At 63.8% G+C, this 15,953-nt stretch carries 18 protein-coding genes; 12 read left to right on the forward strand and 6 right to left on the reverse strand.

Annotated elements, in window-relative coordinates:
• The first annotated feature begins 2 nt into the window (after positions 1-2).
• From OO258_RS23530 to ureG, 6 genes are read left to right on the forward strand one after another with little or no spacing between them, the layout of a single operon-like run.
• Positions 3-320, forward strand: a complete 318-nt coding sequence (locus OO258_RS23530; RefSeq protein WP_110744348.1) for an urease subunit beta — start codon at positions 3-5, stop codon at positions 318-320.
• Entirely contained in the window at positions 317-2,020 is a 1,704-nt protein-coding gene (gene ureC, locus OO258_RS23535; RefSeq protein WP_266033251.1) for an urease subunit alpha, read from the forward strand. The genes OO258_RS23530 and ureC overlap by 4 nt, the downstream gene beginning before the upstream one ends.
• A 10-nt stretch (positions 2,021-2,030) precedes the next feature.
• Complete coding sequence (ureE, locus tag OO258_RS23540; RefSeq protein WP_110744346.1) at positions 2,031-2,534, forward strand: urease accessory protein UreE; 504 nt, start codon at positions 2,031-2,033, stop codon at positions 2,532-2,534.
• A gap of 18 nt (positions 2,535-2,552) precedes the next feature.
• The gene (locus tag OO258_RS23545) at positions 2,553-3,098 is read left to right on the forward strand and encodes a HupE/UreJ family protein (RefSeq protein WP_110744345.1); all 546 of its coding nucleotides are present in this window, start codon (positions 2,553-2,555) and stop codon (positions 3,096-3,098) included.
• Complete coding sequence (locus tag OO258_RS23550) at positions 3,098-3,772, forward strand: urease accessory protein UreF (protein ID WP_266033254.1); 675 nt, start codon at positions 3,098-3,100, stop codon at positions 3,770-3,772. The genes OO258_RS23545 and OO258_RS23550 overlap by 1 nt, the downstream gene beginning before the upstream one ends.
• A gap of 11 nt (positions 3,773-3,783) precedes the next feature.
• Complete coding sequence (gene ureG / locus OO258_RS23555; protein WP_266033257.1) at positions 3,784-4,407, forward strand: urease accessory protein UreG; 624 nt, start codon at positions 3,784-3,786, stop codon at positions 4,405-4,407.
• 224 nt (positions 4,408-4,631) lie between these two features.
• Here the strand turns inward: ureG and OO258_RS23560 are convergent, their stop codons facing one another.
• The gene (locus tag OO258_RS23560; protein ID WP_110744812.1) at positions 4,632-5,033 is read right to left on the reverse strand and encodes an RNA-binding S4 domain-containing protein; all 402 of its coding nucleotides are present in this window, start codon (positions 5,031-5,033) and stop codon (positions 4,632-4,634) included.
• Positions 5,034-5,142: 109 nt separating this feature from the next.
• Here OO258_RS23560 and OO258_RS23565 point away from each other — a divergent pair, with 109 nt between their 5' ends.
• Both OO258_RS23565 and rimK read left to right on the forward strand, forming a co-directional pair.
• On the forward strand, positions 5,143-5,625 hold the full coding sequence (locus OO258_RS23565; RefSeq protein WP_041166351.1) for an ATP-dependent zinc protease: 483 nt from the start codon (positions 5,143-5,145) through the stop codon (positions 5,623-5,625).
• Positions 5,622-6,527, forward strand: coding sequence for a 30S ribosomal protein S6--L-glutamate ligase (gene rimK, locus OO258_RS23570; RefSeq protein ID WP_012316721.1), 906 nt, complete (start codon positions 5,622-5,624; stop codon positions 6,525-6,527). The genes OO258_RS23565 and rimK overlap by 4 nt, the downstream gene beginning before the upstream one ends.
• 54 nt (positions 6,528-6,581) lie before the next feature.
• Here the strand turns inward: rimK and OO258_RS23575 are convergent, their stop codons facing one another.
• Together OO258_RS23575 and ompR are read right to left on the reverse strand one after the other, a co-directional pair.
• The gene (locus OO258_RS23575; protein WP_110744813.1) at positions 6,582-7,895 is read right to left on the reverse strand and encodes an ATP-binding protein; all 1,314 of its coding nucleotides are present in this window, start codon (positions 7,893-7,895) and stop codon (positions 6,582-6,584) included.
• A 13-nt stretch (positions 7,896-7,908) separates the two neighbouring features.
• Entirely contained in the window at positions 7,909-8,649 is a 741-nt protein-coding gene (gene ompR, locus OO258_RS23580) for a two-component system response regulator OmpR (RefSeq protein ID WP_110744814.1), read from the reverse strand.
• Positions 8,650-8,866: 217 nt separating this feature from the next.
• Between ompR and OO258_RS23585 the strand changes: the two genes are divergently transcribed.
• From OO258_RS23585 to OO258_RS23600, 4 genes are all read left to right on the forward strand, one after another.
• The gene (locus tag OO258_RS23585; protein WP_266033266.1) at positions 8,867-11,191 is read left to right on the forward strand and encodes a Tex family protein; all 2,325 of its coding nucleotides are present in this window, start codon (positions 8,867-8,869) and stop codon (positions 11,189-11,191) included.
• Positions 11,191-11,574 (forward strand): PaaI family thioesterase, encoded by a 384-nt coding sequence (locus tag OO258_RS23590; RefSeq protein WP_266033269.1) that lies wholly within the window; start codon positions 11,191-11,193, stop codon positions 11,572-11,574. Before OO258_RS23585 ends, OO258_RS23590 begins: the two co-directional genes overlap by 1 nt.
• A 153-nt stretch (positions 11,575-11,727) precedes the next feature.
• Positions 11,728-13,305: a glutamate--cysteine ligase gene (gene gshA, locus OO258_RS23595; RefSeq protein ID WP_266033272.1), complete on the forward strand. Its 1,578-nt coding sequence runs from the start codon at positions 11,728-11,730 to the stop codon at positions 13,303-13,305.
• Complete coding sequence (locus OO258_RS23600) at positions 13,305-13,937, forward strand: TetR/AcrR family transcriptional regulator (RefSeq protein ID WP_110744817.1); 633 nt, start codon at positions 13,305-13,307, stop codon at positions 13,935-13,937. Before gshA ends, OO258_RS23600 begins: the two co-directional genes overlap by 1 nt.
• Before the next feature lie 142 nt (positions 13,938-14,079).
• On the opposite strand, the gene OO258_RS23605 is transcribed toward OO258_RS23600, so the two are convergent.
• Genes OO258_RS23605 through ssuC form a run of 3 tightly spaced genes read right to left on the reverse strand, consistent with a single transcriptional unit; the run spans position 14,080 to position 15,945 of the window.
• Complete coding sequence (locus tag OO258_RS23605; RefSeq protein WP_003255829.1) at positions 14,080-14,295, reverse strand: TOBE domain-containing protein; 216 nt, start codon at positions 14,293-14,295, stop codon at positions 14,080-14,082.
• 43 nt (positions 14,296-14,338) lie between these two features.
• The gene (gene ssuB, locus OO258_RS23610) at positions 14,339-15,151 is read right to left on the reverse strand and encodes an aliphatic sulfonates ABC transporter ATP-binding protein (protein ID WP_266033275.1); all 813 of its coding nucleotides are present in this window, start codon (positions 15,149-15,151) and stop codon (positions 14,339-14,341) included.
• A complete protein-coding gene (gene ssuC / locus OO258_RS23615; protein ID WP_266033279.1) occupies positions 15,148-15,945 on the reverse strand; it encodes an aliphatic sulfonate ABC transporter permease SsuC in 798 nt (265 codons plus the stop codon). The genes ssuB and ssuC overlap by 4 nt, the downstream gene beginning before the upstream one ends.
• Between the last annotated feature and the right edge of the window lie 8 nt (positions 15,946-15,953).

A 15,953-nucleotide genomic window follows, 5' to 3' on the forward strand; every position in this document is an offset into this window, starting at 1 on the left:
GCATGATCCCAGGTGAAATCCAGGTCGCCGCTGGCGACATCGAGCTGAACAGCGGCCGCGCAACGGTCAGCGTCAGCGTGGCCAACCACGGCGACCGACCGGTGCAGGTTGGCTCGCACTACCACTTTTACGAAGTCAACGAGGCGTTGGTGTTCGACCGTGCGCCGACCTTGGGCTTTCGCCTGGACATCCCGGCCGGCACCGCGGTGCGCTTTGAGCCTGGCCAGGCACGTACCGTGCAACTGGTGGCCTACGCCGGCAAGCGTGAGGTGTATGGCTTTCAGGGCAAGGTAATGGGCGCGCTGGAGGGCAGGGCATGAGCCGTATTTCCCGGCAGGCCTATGCCGACATGTTCGGCCCCACCGTGGGTGACCGTGTGCGCCTGGCCGATACCGCGTTATGGGTGGAAGTCGAAAAAGACTTCACGATTTATGGCGAAGAGGTGAAGTTTGGCGGTGGCAAGGTCATCCGCGATGGCATGGGGCAGGGCCAGATGCTGGCTGCCGAAGCCATGGACCTGGTGCTGACCAATGCCTTGGTCATCGACCACTGGGGTATCGTCAAGGCTGATATCGGCATCAAGCACGGGCGCATTGCCGTGATCGGCAAGGCCGGCAACCCCGATGTGCAGCCGGGCGTCAACGTGCCGGTCGGGCCAGGTACCGAAGTGATCGCGGCTGAAGGCAAGATCGTCACCGCCGGCGGGGTCGACTCGCATATCCACTTCATCTGCCCGCAACAGGTGGATGAGGCACTGAACAGTGGCGTCACCACCTTCATCGGCGGCGGCACCGGCCCGGCGACTGGCACCAATGCCACCACGTGCACGCCTGGCCCTTGGTATCTGGCGCGCATGCTGCAGGCCGCCGACAGCCTGCCGATCAACATCGGCCTGCTGGGCAAGGGTAATGCCTCGCGCCCTGAAGCGTTGCGCGAGCAGATTGCCGCGGGCGCGGTAGGGCTCAAGCTGCATGAGGACTGGGGCTCGACACCTGCGGCCATCGACTGCTGCCTGGGCGTGGCCGAAGAAATGGACATTCAGGTGGCGATTCATACCGACACCCTCAACGAGTCCGGCTGTATCGAAGACACCCTGGCGGCGATCGGCGACCGCACCATCCACACCTTCCATACCGAAGGTGCCGGTGGTGGCCATGCGCCCGACATCATTCGCGCGGCGGGGCAGGCCAACGTGCTGCCGTCCTCGACCAACCCGACCCTTCCGTACACCGTCAACACCGTGGACGAGCACCTGGACATGCTCATGGTCTGCCACCACCTGGACCCCAGCATCGCCGAAGACGTGGCCTTCGCCGAGTCGCGTATCCGCCGTGAAACCATCGCCGCCGAAGACATCCTTCACGACATGGGCGCCTTCGCCATGACCTCTTCCGACTCGCAAGCCATGGGCCGGGTTGGCGAAGTGGTACTGCGCACCTGGCAGGTGGCGCACCAGATGAAGCTGCGTCGTGGCCCGTTGGCACCGGATACCAGCTACAGCGACAACTTCCGGGTCAAGCGCTACATCGCCAAATACACCATCAACCCGGCGCTCACCCATGGCATCGGCCACGAGGTGGGTTCGGTGGAACCCGGCAAGCTGGCCGACCTGGTGCTGTGGGCGCCAGCGTTCTTTGCGGTCAAGCCGGCTCTGGTGATCAAGGGCGGGATGATCGTTACCGCGCCCATGGGCGATATCAACGGCTCCATCCCCACGCCACAACCAGTGCATTACCGGCCGATGTTCGGCGCATTGGGCGCGGCGCGGCATGCCACGCGCATGACCTTCCTGCCCCAGGCAGCCATGGCCCGTGGCCTGGCCGAGGCCTTGAACCTACGCAGCCTGATTGGTGTGGTCGACGGTTGTCGCCGGGTACGCAAGCCGGACATGGTCCACAACACCTTGCAGCCGCTGATCGAGGTCGATGCGCAGACCTATCAGGTGCGTGCCGATGGCGAGCTGCTGGTTTGCGAGCCGGCCAGCGAACTGCCGCTGGCCCAGCGCTATTTCCTGTTCTGAAGGAGCACCGATGATTGTCTTGAATCGCCGTATCACCGACCCCGGCACGCTCGCCGAAACCGGCACTGTCACCCTCGACGTGGACAGCCGTATCAAGAGCCGTTTGCGGCTGACGCTGGACGATGGCCGCGAGGCCGGGCTGATGCTGGAGCGCGGCCACCTGTTGCGCGGTGGTGAACTGCTGGCCGATGCCGAAGGCAACCAGCTGATCCGTGTGCTGGCAGCGCCGGAGGCAGTGTCCACGGTGCGTTGTGCTGATCCACACCTGCTGGCCCGTGCCGCCTACCACCTGGGTAACCGGCATGTGCCGTTGCAGATCGAGCCTGGCCTGCTGCGCTTCCAGCACGACCATGTACTGGACGACATGCTGCGTGGCCTGGGCCTGACCGTGGAGGCTGAACAGGCCCCGTTCGAGCCTGAAGCCGGCGCCTACCAGAGTGCCCCGCACGGCCATAGCCACAATCATGCCCATGGCCACGATCACCCGTTCGTGCGCCTGCCTGCCCATTCCTGAACTGCCCTGGAGTAACCCATGAAAAAGACTTTCGCCCTGTTTCTGCTGATGCTGGCGCTGCCAGCGTTCGCTCACCCAGGCCATGACAGCAACCCGCTGCACGATGGGTTGCTGCATCCGCTGACCGGGCTCGACCACCTGCTGATGCTGCTGGGTACCGGCGTGCTCGCTGCACTGACCCGGCGTAACCTGACGCTGCCCCTGGCCACCCTGGCAGCCATGTTTGGTGGTGCGGTGTGTGGTCACCTGTTCGGCGACGTGCTGGGCATGGAAACCTTGATCGCCGTGTCGCTGTTGGTCGCTGCCGGGGCGGTGCTGCTGCCAAGCCGCCAGCTGCTGCTGGCCATGGCCATGCCAGTGTTTGCCCTGTTCCATGGTTGGGCCCATGGTGTAGAAGCCACGCCAAGCGCGTTCTGGCAGTTCAGCCTCGGCTTTGTCACGGTCAGCGGCCTGCTGCTGGCGGCCGGCTTTGCGGTCGGTTGCCTGCTGCGCCGCCACAGTGGGCTGCAGAAAGCCTTCGGCGGCGGCCTGCTGGCCGGCGCTGCACTGGTGCTGGCCGGTTGATGAACAGCGACCTGGCGTTGCTGCGCCTGCTGCAGCTGGCCAGCCCCGGCTTGCCGGTGGGCGGCTTTACCTACTCACAGGGCCTGGAGTGGGCGGTCGAGGCGGGCTGGGTAAGGGGCGTTGAGGGCTTCGCTGCCTGGCAGCGTGAGCAGCTCAATGACACCCTGGCCTGCCTCGACTGGCCAGTGCTGGCGCGCCTTTACCAGGCTTGCCAGACCGAGAATGCCGAGGCTTTCGGCCACTGGAGCCGCTTTCTGCTGGCCAATCGCGAAACCGCCGAGCTGCGCCTGGAAGAACAGCAGCGTGGCGCGGCCCTGGCGCGGCTGCTCGATGGCTGGCAGTTGGGCCAGGCGCCAGCCTGGCGGGCCAGCCTGGAACTGACCCAGTTGGGCGGCATGGCCTGGCTGGCCGCACATTGGGGCATCCCGCTGCGCCAGTTGGCGTTGGGGCATGGTTTCGCTTGGCTGGAAGGTGCGGTCATGGCCGGGGTCAAGCTGGTGCCGTTCGGTCAGCAGGCGGCCCAGACCGTGCTGCGCGATCTCGGCGCCGACCTGCCTGCGGCCCTCGACGGGGCCCTTGCTCTTGGCGATGGCCAGCTTGGCGGCGGCCTGCCGTTGCTGGCCATTGCCTCATCGCGTCATGAAACCCAATACACCCGTTTGTTCCGTTCCTGAGGACTGCCTGCATGCAAAGCTATCAACAACCCCTGCGCGTCGGTGTCGGCGGCCCCGTCGGCTCTGGCAAGACTGCACTGCTGGAAGCGCTGTGCAAGGCCATGCGCGATCACTACCAGATAGCCGTGGTCACCAACGACATCTACACCAAGGAAGACCAGCGCATCCTCACCGAGGCCGGCGCCCTGGAGCCGGAACGTATCGTTGGCGTCGAAACCGGCGGTTGCCCGCACACGGCGATCCGCGAAGATGCTTCGATGAACCTAGCGGCGGTCGAAGCGCTGGCGCGCAAGTTCGGCAACCTTGAAGTCATTTTCGTGGAAAGCGGTGGAGACAACCTCAGCGCCACCTTCAGCCCGGAGCTGGCCGACCTGACCATCTACGTGATCGATGTGGCTGAGGGCGAGAAAATCCCGCGCAAGGGTGGCCCGGGCATTACCAAATCGGATTTCCTGGTGATCAACAAGACTGACCTGGCACCTTATGTGGGGGCTTCGCTGGAGGTAATGGAGCGCGACACCCAGCGCATGCGCCCCCAGCGGCCTTGGACCTTCAGTAACCTGAAGAAGGGCGAGGGTCTGCAAGCGGTGATCGACTTCATCGTCGAGCGCGGCATGCTGGGTTTGCGGACCTGACAGAACGAGGTCTCTGTGGGAGCGGCTTTAGCCGCGAACACGGGCGAAGCCCGTGCCATGCACCGTGTTGGATGCTTCGCGGGACAAGCCCGCTCCCACAGGTACCCCCGCAGGCTTGAGGCTGATGCAGTACCTGGGGAAACAACTGTTTTGCTCAGTTTCTAGAATCTAGCGCGATCCATGTGGGAGGCCTTGTGTCGCGATGGGCCGCAAAGCGGCCCAGGCTAGTCATAGCTCCCATGCAACTGGTGAATCTGCCGCCGCTGCTTCTTGGTCGGCCGCCCATCGGTAGTCACCCCCATGGCCCCCGCCTTGCGCATTTCCGCCGCCTGCTCCCGGCGCCGCACACTTTCTGCGGTCTCTTCATACAACGTCTGCGCCTCCGGCGCCCCGCGTCGTACAACCGACAACGCCTTCACCACCACCGTGCGTTCATCGAACCCCGTACGCAGCACAAATTCGTCGCCCACCCGCGGCTCCTTGCCCGGCTTGCAACGCTCGCCCCGGCAGTGCACCTTGCCGCTCTCGATCGCCGCCTTGGCCAGCGCTCGCGTCTTGTAGAAGCGCGCGGCCCACAGCCACTTGTCCAGGCGAACCTTGTCATCGTCTTCGGCTTTTTGTGCCATCCCGTTACCTCGGATTCTGTCTTTCATCGAACTGTACTACCTTCACATACGGATGCAAAAAGTCCCCGCCATGCTTACAGTTCACCACCTCATTCGCAGGGTGTGCTTAGTGAAGACATTTGACCATTTGACTGTGATTGGCCTGCGCGAGTGGGTCGCCCTGCCCGACCTTGGCGTGGCTGGGTTACGCGCCAAGATCGACACCGGTGCCAGCACCTCCAGCCTGCACGCCACCGAGGTGGAACCGTTCGAGCGCGATGGCCAGCCGTGGGTGCGTTTTACCGCACACCTGGGCTCGGTGGTGCAGTTGCGCCACAGGCGGTGCGAGGCGCCGCTGGTGACCATGAAAACCATCAAGAGCTCCAACGGCCAGGCGCAGACCCGTTATGTCATCCGCACCTCGTTGGCGCTGGGCGATGGTGTGTGGGAGGTCGAATTCACCCTGGCCTGCCGCAAGAACATGCGGTACCGCCTGCTGCTCGGCTCCAAGGCGCTGATTCACGGCCAACTTGTAGTCAACCCCGGCCTGAAATACGTACAAGACAAACCGGCCTTTCCGGCCACTCTCTCTCCTGTCACAGGTGCTGCATGAAGATCGCTGTGCTGTCGCGCAATCCGCGTCTGTATTCCACCCGCCGCCTGGTCGAAGCCGGTACCCAGCGTGGCCACGAAATGGTGGTGATCGATACCCTGCGGGCCTACATGAACATTGCGAGCCACAAGCCGCAGATCCATTACCGCGGCAAGCCGCTGGAAGGCTTCGACGCAGTCATCCCGCGTATCGGCGCATCGGTGACATTTTATGGGTGCGCGGTACTGCGCCAGTTCGAAATGATGGGTGTGTACCCGCTCAACGAATCAGTGGCCATTGCCCGCTCACGCGACAAGCTGCGTTCGCTGCAGCTGTTGTCACGACGCGGTATAGGCCTGCCGATCACCGGCTTTGCCCACTCGCCAGACGACATCCCCGACCTGATCCAGATGGTCAACGGCGCTCCGTTGGTGATCAAGGTTCTGGAAGGCACCCAAGGCATCGGCGTCGTGCTGTGCGAAACAACCCAGGCAGCCGAGTCCGTGATCGAGGCGTTCATGGGCCTGAAGCAGAACATCATGGTTCAGGAGTACATCAAGGAGGCCGGCGGTGCGGACATCCGCTGCTTCGTTGTAGGAGACAAGGTGATTGCCTCGATGAAGCGCCAGGCCAAGCCGGGCGAGTTCCGCTCCAACCTGCACCGTGGGGGCGTTGCAAGCCTGATCAAGATCACCCCAGAGGAACGGATTACCGCAATCCGGGCGGCCAAGGTGATGGGGTTGAGTGTTGCGGGTGTGGATATCCTGCGGTCCAACCATGGGCCATTGGTGATGGAGGTGAACTCGTCGCCGGGGCTGGAAGGGATAGAGGTGACCACCGGCAAGAACGTCGCCGGGATGATCATCGAGCACCTTGAGAAGAATGGCGGGCCTAATCAGACCCGGACCAAGGGTAAGGGCTGAGGTAAGCCTGTGCCGGCCTCTTCGCGGCTTGAGCCGCGAAGAGGCCAGTGAGCCTCACACTGCGTTACGCGGCAGCAAAAGCCCCAGCGGCAAACGCACCCGCGCCTCGATACCCCCGCCAGACCGGTTACGCAGCTCCACGTTCCCGCCATGCTGTGCCGCGATCCGCTTGACGATCGCCAGCCCCAGCCCGGTACCCTTGCCGCCTCGCGCCCGGTCCCCACGAATGAACGGATTGAAGATGGTCTCCAGCTCCGACTCGTCGATCCCGGTGCCACGGTCCAGCACGCTCAGCACCACGTAAGGTGCGCTCTCGTCACCCGACACATAGGCAGCCACTTCGACCCCCTTGCCGGCATGATGCAGGGCGTTGCCGATCAGGTTACCCAACATGCGCTTGAGCGATACCCGCCGCAGAGGGAACGGCGGAATCGGCTCCAGACACAGGCGCACACGCTCTTGCGGCTGGTTGTACGGCGCTACGACTTCACGCACCAGGTCAGCCAGGTCGACCTCCTCCACCGGCTCGTCACGGCCATCGCGGATAAACGCCAGGAACTGGTCGAGGATCGCATCCATGTCCTCGATATCGCGGACCATGTCGTCACTCAAGTCGCTGTCGCTGTTCAGCAACGACAGCGACAGGCGCAGGCGCGTCAGCGGCGTACGCAGGTCGTGGGAAACCCCGGCCAGCATCAGCTCGCGCTCCCGCCCGGCCTGCTCGACGTCTTCGGCCATCTGGTTGAAGGCCTTGTACACCTCGGTCATTTCGCTGGGTGTGTCGCTGATCGGCAGGCGCACACTGCGCCCCTGGCCCAGCTGGCGGGCAGCAAACACCAGCCGCTTGAGCGGCTGGTTCAGCTGGCGAACGAAAATCCAAGCCGAGGCTGTGGACAACAGGCCGATGGCCAGGAACCAGCCCAGCACGTTCCAGATCTTCTGCCCCCGCAACGGGTGCGGGTAAAGCGGCACCTTCAACCATCCCGGGCCGAGGCTTGGCGCATTGACCCACAACGCCGGCGGCGCATGAATGCGCAACCGCACCTCGGTGTCCTCACCCAGCTCGGCCTGCATCTGCCGCTGGTAGATTTCGCTGTAGGGCCAGTGCTGCTCACCTTCGGGCACACCTGAGCCGGTCACGCGGATTAGGCCTGCCGCCTCGGCGATCTTGTCGCGGTTTTCTTCGTCGGCAGCCCAATAGGCGCGCAAGGTCAGCGCCACGCCATGGCTGTACTGACGGTCGACCAGTACGTCCTCGTTCATCAGCAGGTAGACCAGCGTCAGGGCCTTGGAGAACAGGACGACGATCAACACCAGCCACAAGGTGCGGGCGAAGAAACTTTGCGGAAACCAGAGCGGTGTTTTCATCGACGGTCAGGCATCACTTTCCGGCATTGCCGTCCGGCACGAACACGTAGCCCACGCCCCACACGGTCTGAATGTAACGTGGCTTGGACGGGTCTGGCTCGATCATGCGACGCAAGCGCGAAATCTGCACGTCGATTGAGCGCTCCAGCGCATCCCATTCACGGCCACGGGCCAGGTTCATCAGCTTGTCGCGGGTCAGCGGTTCGCGGGCGTGCATTACCAGCGCCTTGAGCACGGCGAACTCACCGGTGGTGAGCATATGCACTTCGTCCCCACGTTTCAGTTCACGGGTTGCCAGCGACAGCTCGTAGTCGCCAAAGGTGACCGACTCGTCTTCGCTGCCCGGTGCACCCGGCACGCTTGGTGCCTGGCGGCGCAGCACGGCCTTGACCCGAGCCATCAGCTCGTCCGGGTTGAACGGCTTGCCCAGGTAATCGTCGGCGCCCAGCTCCAGACCCTTGATGCGGCTGAGCTCGTCGCCCTTGGCGGTCAGCATGATGATCGGGATCTGGTTGTTCTGCTGGCGCAGGCGTTTGCATGCGGACAGGCCATCCTCGCCCGGCAGCATCAGGTCGAGCACCACCAGGTTGAACACCTCCCGCGACAGCAGGCGGTCCATCTGTTCGGTGTTGGGCACCGCGCGGGCACGGTAGCCCTTGCTGGTGAAGAAACGCTCCAGCAGGCTGCTCAGCCCTGGATCGTCGTCGACGATGAGAATCTTGTCACCTTCAGCGGTGTTTGCGGTGCCGGTCATGAATAACTCCTCTGATATCGCCGCGCATTATGGCGTAGCCATTGCAACGCGTGCCGTGAGCATTGTTAGCAGATTTTTCCCCAGGCGCCAGTTCCGACTGGCCGGGCGCCATCACCGCAAGCCGTTTGCGATGGGTATAATGCGCGGCTTTCATCCAGCGCCGCCGGGCGAAAAGCCCACAGGCGACCCCCGTATTCACAAATGTCAGGTGGTTTACATGGACAGCATCAACAGCCGTATCGCCGAGGAACTGGGCGTACGCCCCCAGCAGGTCGAGGCGGCCGTGGGCCTGTTGGACGAAGGCTCGACCGTGCCTTTCATCGCCCGTTACCGCAAGGAAGTGACCGGTAGCCTGGACGACACCCAGCTGCGCCATCTGGAAGAGCGCCTGCGCTACCTGCGCGAACTCGACGAGCGCCGCGCCAGCATCCTGTCCAGCATCGAGGAACAGGGCAAGCTAACCCCTGAGCTCGCCCGCGAGATCAAGCTGGCCGACACCAAGACCCGCCTCGAAGACCTGTACCTGCCGTACAAACAGAAGCGTCGCACCAAGGGCCAGATTGCCCTGGAGGCCGGCCTCGGCGAGCTGGCAGACGGCCTGTTCAACGACCCGGGCCTGACCCCGGAAAGCGAAGCGGCGCGCTTCGTCGACGCCGAAAAAGGCGTGGCCGACGTCAAGGCCGCACTGGAAGGCGCCAAGTACATTCTCATGGAGCGCTTCGCCGAGGACGCCGCACTGCTCGACAAGCTGCGCAGCTTCCTCAAGCAGGAAGCCGTGCTCAGCGCCCGTGTGGTGGCAGGCAAGGAAGAGGAAGGCGCCAAGTTCCGAGACTACTTCGCCCATGACGAACTGCTGCGCAGCGCTCCGTCGCACCGCGCCCTGGCGATTTTCCGCGGGCGCAACGAAGGCGTGCTGAGCGCCTCGTTGAAGGTTGGCGAAGAGCTGCCCGGCACCCTGCACCCATGCGAGCTGATGATCGGCACCCACGTCGGCATCGAAAACCGTAACCGTCCGGCCGACAAGTGGCTCGGCGAGGTAGTGCGCTGGACCTGGAAGGTCAAGCTGTACACTCACCTTGAGACCGACCTGTTCGGCGAGCTGCGCGACAATGCCGAAGCCGAGGCGATCAACGTGTTCGCCCACAACCTGCACGACCTGCTGCTGGCCGCACCGGCCGGCCCGCGCGCCACCCTGGGCTTCGACCCGGGCCTGCGCACCGGCTGCAAGATCGCCGTGGTCGACGCCACTGGCAAGCTGCTGGACCACACCACGGTCTACCCGCACGCGCCGAAAAACGACTGGGACCGCACCCTCTCGATCATGGCCGCGCTGTGCGCCAAGCACTCGGTGGAGCTGATTGCTATCGGCAATGGCACCGCCAGCCGCGAGAGCGACAAGCTGGTGGCCGAACTGGTCAAAAAGTATCCAGCACTGAAAATCACCAAGATCATGGTCTCTGAAGCCGGCGCTTCGGTGTACTCGGCATCGGAACTGGCCGCCCGCGAGTTCCCGGACCTGGACGTATCGATCCGGGGTGCCGTGTCGATTGCCCGCCGCTTGCAAGACCCGCTGGCCGAACTGGTGAAGATCGACCCGAAATCCATTGGGGTCGGCCAGTACCAGCACGACGTGTCGCAACTGAAACTGGCGCGCGGCCTGGACGCTGTGGTCGAGGACTGTGTAAACGCCGTGGGCGTGGATGTGAACACCGCCTCGGTAGCGCTGCTGACACGCATCTCTGGCCTTAACGCCACGCTGGCACAGAACATTGTCGCCCACCGTGACGCCAATGGCCCGTTCGCCACCCGTGCAGCGCTGAAAAAAGTCAGCCGCCTGGGTGAAAAAACGTTCGAACAGGCCGCCGGCTTCCTGCGCGTGATGAACGGCGACAACCCGCTGGACGCCTCGGCAGTTCACCCCGAGGCCTACCCGTTGGTGCAACGCATCGCCGCCGGCACCGACCGTGACATCCGCTCGCTGATCGGCGACAGCAGCTTCCTCAAGCGCCTCGACCCGAAGAAGTTCACTGACGAAACCTTCGGCCTGCCGACCGTTACCGACATCCTGCAGGAGCTGGACAAGCCCGGCCGCGACCCACGCCCCGAGTTCAAGACCGCTACCTTCCAGGACGGCGTCGAAGACCTCAAGGACCTGGAACCGGGCATGATCCTCGAGGGCGTGGTGACCAACGTGACCAACTTCGGGGCCTTCGTCGACATCGGCGTGCATCAGGACGGCCTGGTGCACATTTCGGCGCTGTCGGAGAAGTTCATCAAGGACCCCCGTGAAGCGGTCAAGGCAGGTGACGTGGTCAAGGTCAAGGTCATGGAAGTGGACATCCCGCGCAAGCGCGTCGGCCTGTCCATGCGCATGGGCGACACCCCGGGCGAGAAGGTCGAAGGCAACCGCGGCGGTAACCGCGGCAATGGCGGCAACCGCCAGCAGCAGGCACCGCGCCAGCGTGAAACCGCCACGGCCGCGCCGGCCAACAATGCCATGGCCTCGCTGTTCGCCAACGCCAAGCAGCTGAAGAAGAAGTGATGGACGTACCACGCGAATACGTCGAAAGCGCCTTCAGTCAGCTACTCGGCTGCCGCCTGCAACGCCTGGAAACAGGCGTTGCCGAGGTAGCCCTGGCGGTTGAGCCACAGTTGCGTAACCGTGGCCAGAAGCTGCACGGCGGGGCGATCTTCAGCCTGGTGGACATCGCCATGGGCCTGGCCTGCTCGGCCAGCCATGGCTTTGACCAGCAAAGCGTCACCATCGAGTGCAAGATCAACTACATGCGCGCCGTCAGCGACGGCGAAGTGCTGTGCACAGCCCGGGTGCTGCATGCCGGGCGGCGCACGTTGGTGGTCGACGCCGACGTAGTCCAGGGCGACAAGCTGGTGGCCAAAGCGCAAGGAACCTTCGCGGTTCTCTAGCTCACCAAGCAGTATCTGCGGTATTTTCAGCAGTGCGCTGGCACTGCTGGATCCGCGTAAACCAGGCGACAACGCCAGTTCCTTTCTTCCTACCCTTGTAGACCGTTATCTCTACCCCCATATTGGGGCGACTGACGCGTGAAGGAATACATCTTGAGCGAACTCCTCAACCGCCGCCTGAGCCTGCTCGGCGCCAATCTTCCCCTGCTCAAGCAGTGCCTGCACGGTATTGAGCGCGAATGCCTGCGCGTGACCGATGAAGGTCGCCTGGCCCAGACCCCGCACCCGGAAGCACTGGGATCGGCCCTGACCAACGAGCAGATCACCACCGACTATTCCGAGTCGCTGCTGGAGTTCATCACCCCGGCATTGGCCGACCCGGCCAAGGTGCTCGAAAGCCTCGAACAGACCCACCGTTTCGTCTACAGCAAGCTCGGCGACGAATACCTGTGGAGCCCATCGATGCCATGCACACTGCCGGCCGAGGAGGACATCCCGATAGCCGAGTACGGCACCTCGAACATCGGCAAGCTCAAGCACGTCTACCGCAAGGGCCTGGCCCTGCGTTACGGCCGCACCATGCAGTGCATCGCCGGTATCCATTACAACTTCTCGCTGCCCGAAGCGCTGTGGCCGCTGCTGCGCGCCGCCGAAGGCAGCAGCGAGAATGACCGCGACTACCAGTCGTCGGCCTACATTGCGCTGATCCGCAACTTCCGCCGCTACAGTTGGCTGCTGATGTACCTGTTCGGCGCTTCGCCGGCCCTGGACAAAGGTTTCCTGCGTGGCCGACCGCACCAGCTGGAAGAGCTGGATGCCGAAACCCTTTACCTGCCCTACGCCACCAGCCTGCGCATGAGCGACCTGGGCTACCAGAGCAATGCCCAGGCCGGCCTGACGCCGTGCTACAACAACCTGGCCAGCTACACCGACAGCCTGCGCAAGGCGGTGGGCACGCCCTACCCGCCTTACGTTGAAGTCGGCACGCACGTCGACGGCGAGTGGGTACAGCTGAACACCAACATTCTGCAGATCGAAAACGAGTACTACTCGAACATCCGCCCCAAGCGCGTCACCTACACCGGCGAGCGGCCGATCCAGGCCCTGACCTCGCGGGGCGTGCAGTATGTGGAAGTGCGCTGCCTGGACATCAACCCGTTCCTGCCGGTAGGCATCGACCTCACCGAAGCGCGCTTCCTCGACGCGTTCCTGCTGTTCTGCGCCCTGGACGACAGCCCGCAACTGGACAACGGCGAGTGCGGCCAGTGCACCAGCAACTTCCTGACCGTGGTCAAGGAAGGCCGTCGCCCTGGCCTGGAGCTACAGCGCAACGGCCAACCAGTCGGCCTGAAAGAATGGGCCAGCGAGCTGCTAGAGCGCATTCGGCAACTGGCCAACCTGCTCGACCAGGCTCAAGGCGGTGATGAGCATGCCAACGCCCTGGATGCTCAGCAGGCCAAAGTCGATGACGCCTCGCTGACGCCTTCGGCACAGGTACTGGCACGCATGACCGAGCATGACGAAAGCTTCGTGAAGTTCTCGCTGCGTCAGAGCCGTATTCACGCCGAGACGTTCCGCGAGCAACCACTGAGCCACGAACAGCAACAGGCATACGAAACGCTGGCCCGCGAGTCGCTGGCCAAGCAGTCCGAGCTGGAACAGGAAGAAGTCGGTGACTTCGACCTGTTCGTCGGTGCCTACCAGGCCAGCATCCTGGCGATCAGCAACTGATGACGCGTACCGCCACCCCGCGCAAGCCACGCGCCAGCAGCCAGGCCAGGATCGAGGCGATTCTGGCCGCTGCCCGCGAGCTGCTGGCCGAGCTGGGGGTGGCGGGGCTGTCGATATACAGCGTTGCCGAGCGTGCGCAGATTCCACCGTCGTCGGTGTACCACTTCTTCGCCAGCGTGCCGGCGTTGCTCGAGGCGTTAACCGCCGATGTCCACCGGGCTTTCCGTGAAGCATTGAGCGCACCGATCGACAACCGCGCGTTCAGCACGTGGCATGAGCTGTCTCGGCTGATCGAGCAGCGCATGCTGGATATCTACAACGAAGATGCGGCGGCGCGGCAGTTGATTCTGGCGCAGCATGGGCTGAGCGAAGTAGTGCAGGCCGACCGGCAGCACGATATGGAACTGGGCGACTTGATGTACAAGTTGTTCGACCAGCATTTTCACTTGCCGGTGATGCCGCTGGATGTGGATGTATTTGCCTTGGCCATGGAGCTGAGCGACCGGGTGTATGCGCGGTCGGTGCAGTTGCATGAAGCGATCACCCCACGCATGGCCGAGGAAGGCAAGCGGGTGTTCGAAGCGTATCTGGGGTTGTACCTGCCGCCGTTTCTGGCCAAGCGTTCCAGCTGAGAAATTTGGGGCCGCTTTGCGGCCATTCGCGGGCACGCCCGCTCCCACAGGGCCCGCGCACACGCTGTAGCTTGCGAAGTACCTAGGGGAGCGGGCGTGCCCGCGAAGGGCTGCAGGGCAGCCCCAATATCGAGCAAACGCATCACAGCTTGGCGATAGACACTTCAGTCGACTTCACAAAGGCAATCACTTCACTGCCCACCTGCAGCTCCAGCTCACGCACGGAGCGGGTGGTGATGACCGAAGTCACGATGCCCGAGGCGGTCTGCACGTCGATTTCCGACAGTACCGGGCCTTCAAGGATTTCTTTCACGGTGCCTTTGAACTGGTTGCGAACGTTGATGGCTTTGATGGTCATGATTTGCTTCCTTCTCTTGGCTTCAGTCTGGTAAGTGAGTCATTCAGTGCGCCCAACGCAGTTGCGTGGGCAAAGGCGCTACAGGATCCGGCTCGGGCGCGGCGCCCGGGGCCGACAGAACACGGTTGAGTACTTCGCTTTCCAGCGCGGCCAGGCGGTGCGAACCACGCGCCCGGGGCCGTGCCAGGTCGACAGTGAGGTCGAGCCCGACTTCGCCGTCCTCGATCAGGATTACCCGATCAGCCACGGCAACCGCCTCGCTGACATCGTGGGTAACCAGCAACACGGTGAAGCCGTGTTCACGCCACAGCCGCTCGATCAGTTGCTGCATCTCGATACGGGTCAGGGCATCCAGCGCGCCGAGCGGCTCGTCCAGCAGCAGCAGGCGGGGCTGGTGGATGAGCGCCCGCGCCAACGCCACACGCTGCTTCTGGCCGCCAGACAATGCTGCCGGCCATTCCTGGGCACGGTCGGCCAGGCCGACCGCCTCCAAGGCATCCAGCGCACGTGGGCGCCAGTCGCCAGACAGGCCAAGACCAACGTTGTCGATCACTTTCTTCCACGGCAGCAGTCGTGCGTCCTGGAACATCAGGCGGGTTTCTTCACGGGCCTCGTCTAGCGGCGCAGCACCGGCCAGCAGTTGTCCGGCAGTGGGCTGGTCGAGCCCGGCCAGCAACCGCAACAAGGTGCTCTTGCCGCAGCCGCTGCGGCCAACGATGGCAACGAACTGGCCGGCCGGAATGTGCAGGTCGATACCCTTCAACACTTCGCGCTGGCCAAAAGTCTTGCGCAGGCCGTTGGAGGCCAGCGGGATGCCACGCAGCAGGCGTGGCGGCTGTTCCTTGAGCACGGTCATGCGCCCTCCTTCCTGGCAACTTGATAGGCGGGGTGCCAGCGCAGCCACACACGCTCCAGGCCGCGAGCGGCGAGGTCGGCGAGCTTACCGAGCACGGCGTACAGCACGATGGCCAGGACCACCACATCGGTCTGCAGGAACTCGCGAGCGTTCATCGCCAGGTAACCGATGCCGGCATTGGCCGATATGGTTTCGGCGACGATCAGGGTCAGCCACATGAAACCCAGGGCAAAGCGCACACCCACCAGGATCGACGGCAGCGCCCCCGGCAGGATCACCTGGCGAAACAGGCTGAAGCCAGACAAGCCATAGCTGCGGGCCATTTCCACCAACGCCGGGTCGACGTTGCGGATGCCGTGGTAGGTGTTCAGATAAATCGGGAACAACGTGCCCAGCGCGACCAGGAAGATCTTTGCCGACTCGTCGATACCGAACCACAGGATTACCAGCGGGATCAGCGCCAGGTGCGGCACGTTGCGGATCATCTGTACCGAGCTGTCGAGCAGGCGTTCACCCCAGTTCGAAAGGCCCGTGATGAAGCCGAGCACCAGGCCGATGCTGCCACCGATGACGAAGCCCAGCCCGGCCCGCCAGCCACTGATGGCCAGGTGCGTCCAGATCTCGCCGCTGCGGACCAGTTCGACGCCGGCGCTGATGACTGCACTGGGCGCCGGCAGGATACGCGTCGACAGCCAGCCGGCGCTGACCGCCAGCTGCCAGGCGGCCAACAGCAGCACCGGCAGCGCCCACGGCGCCAGGCGCTGGGTAAGGTTGGAGGAAGTAGAACGACTCATGGCCCGGC

Source organism: Pseudomonas sp. DCB_BI (assembly GCF_026240995.1).
Taxonomy (GTDB): Bacteria; Pseudomonadota; Gammaproteobacteria; order Pseudomonadales; family Pseudomonadaceae; genus Aquipseudomonas.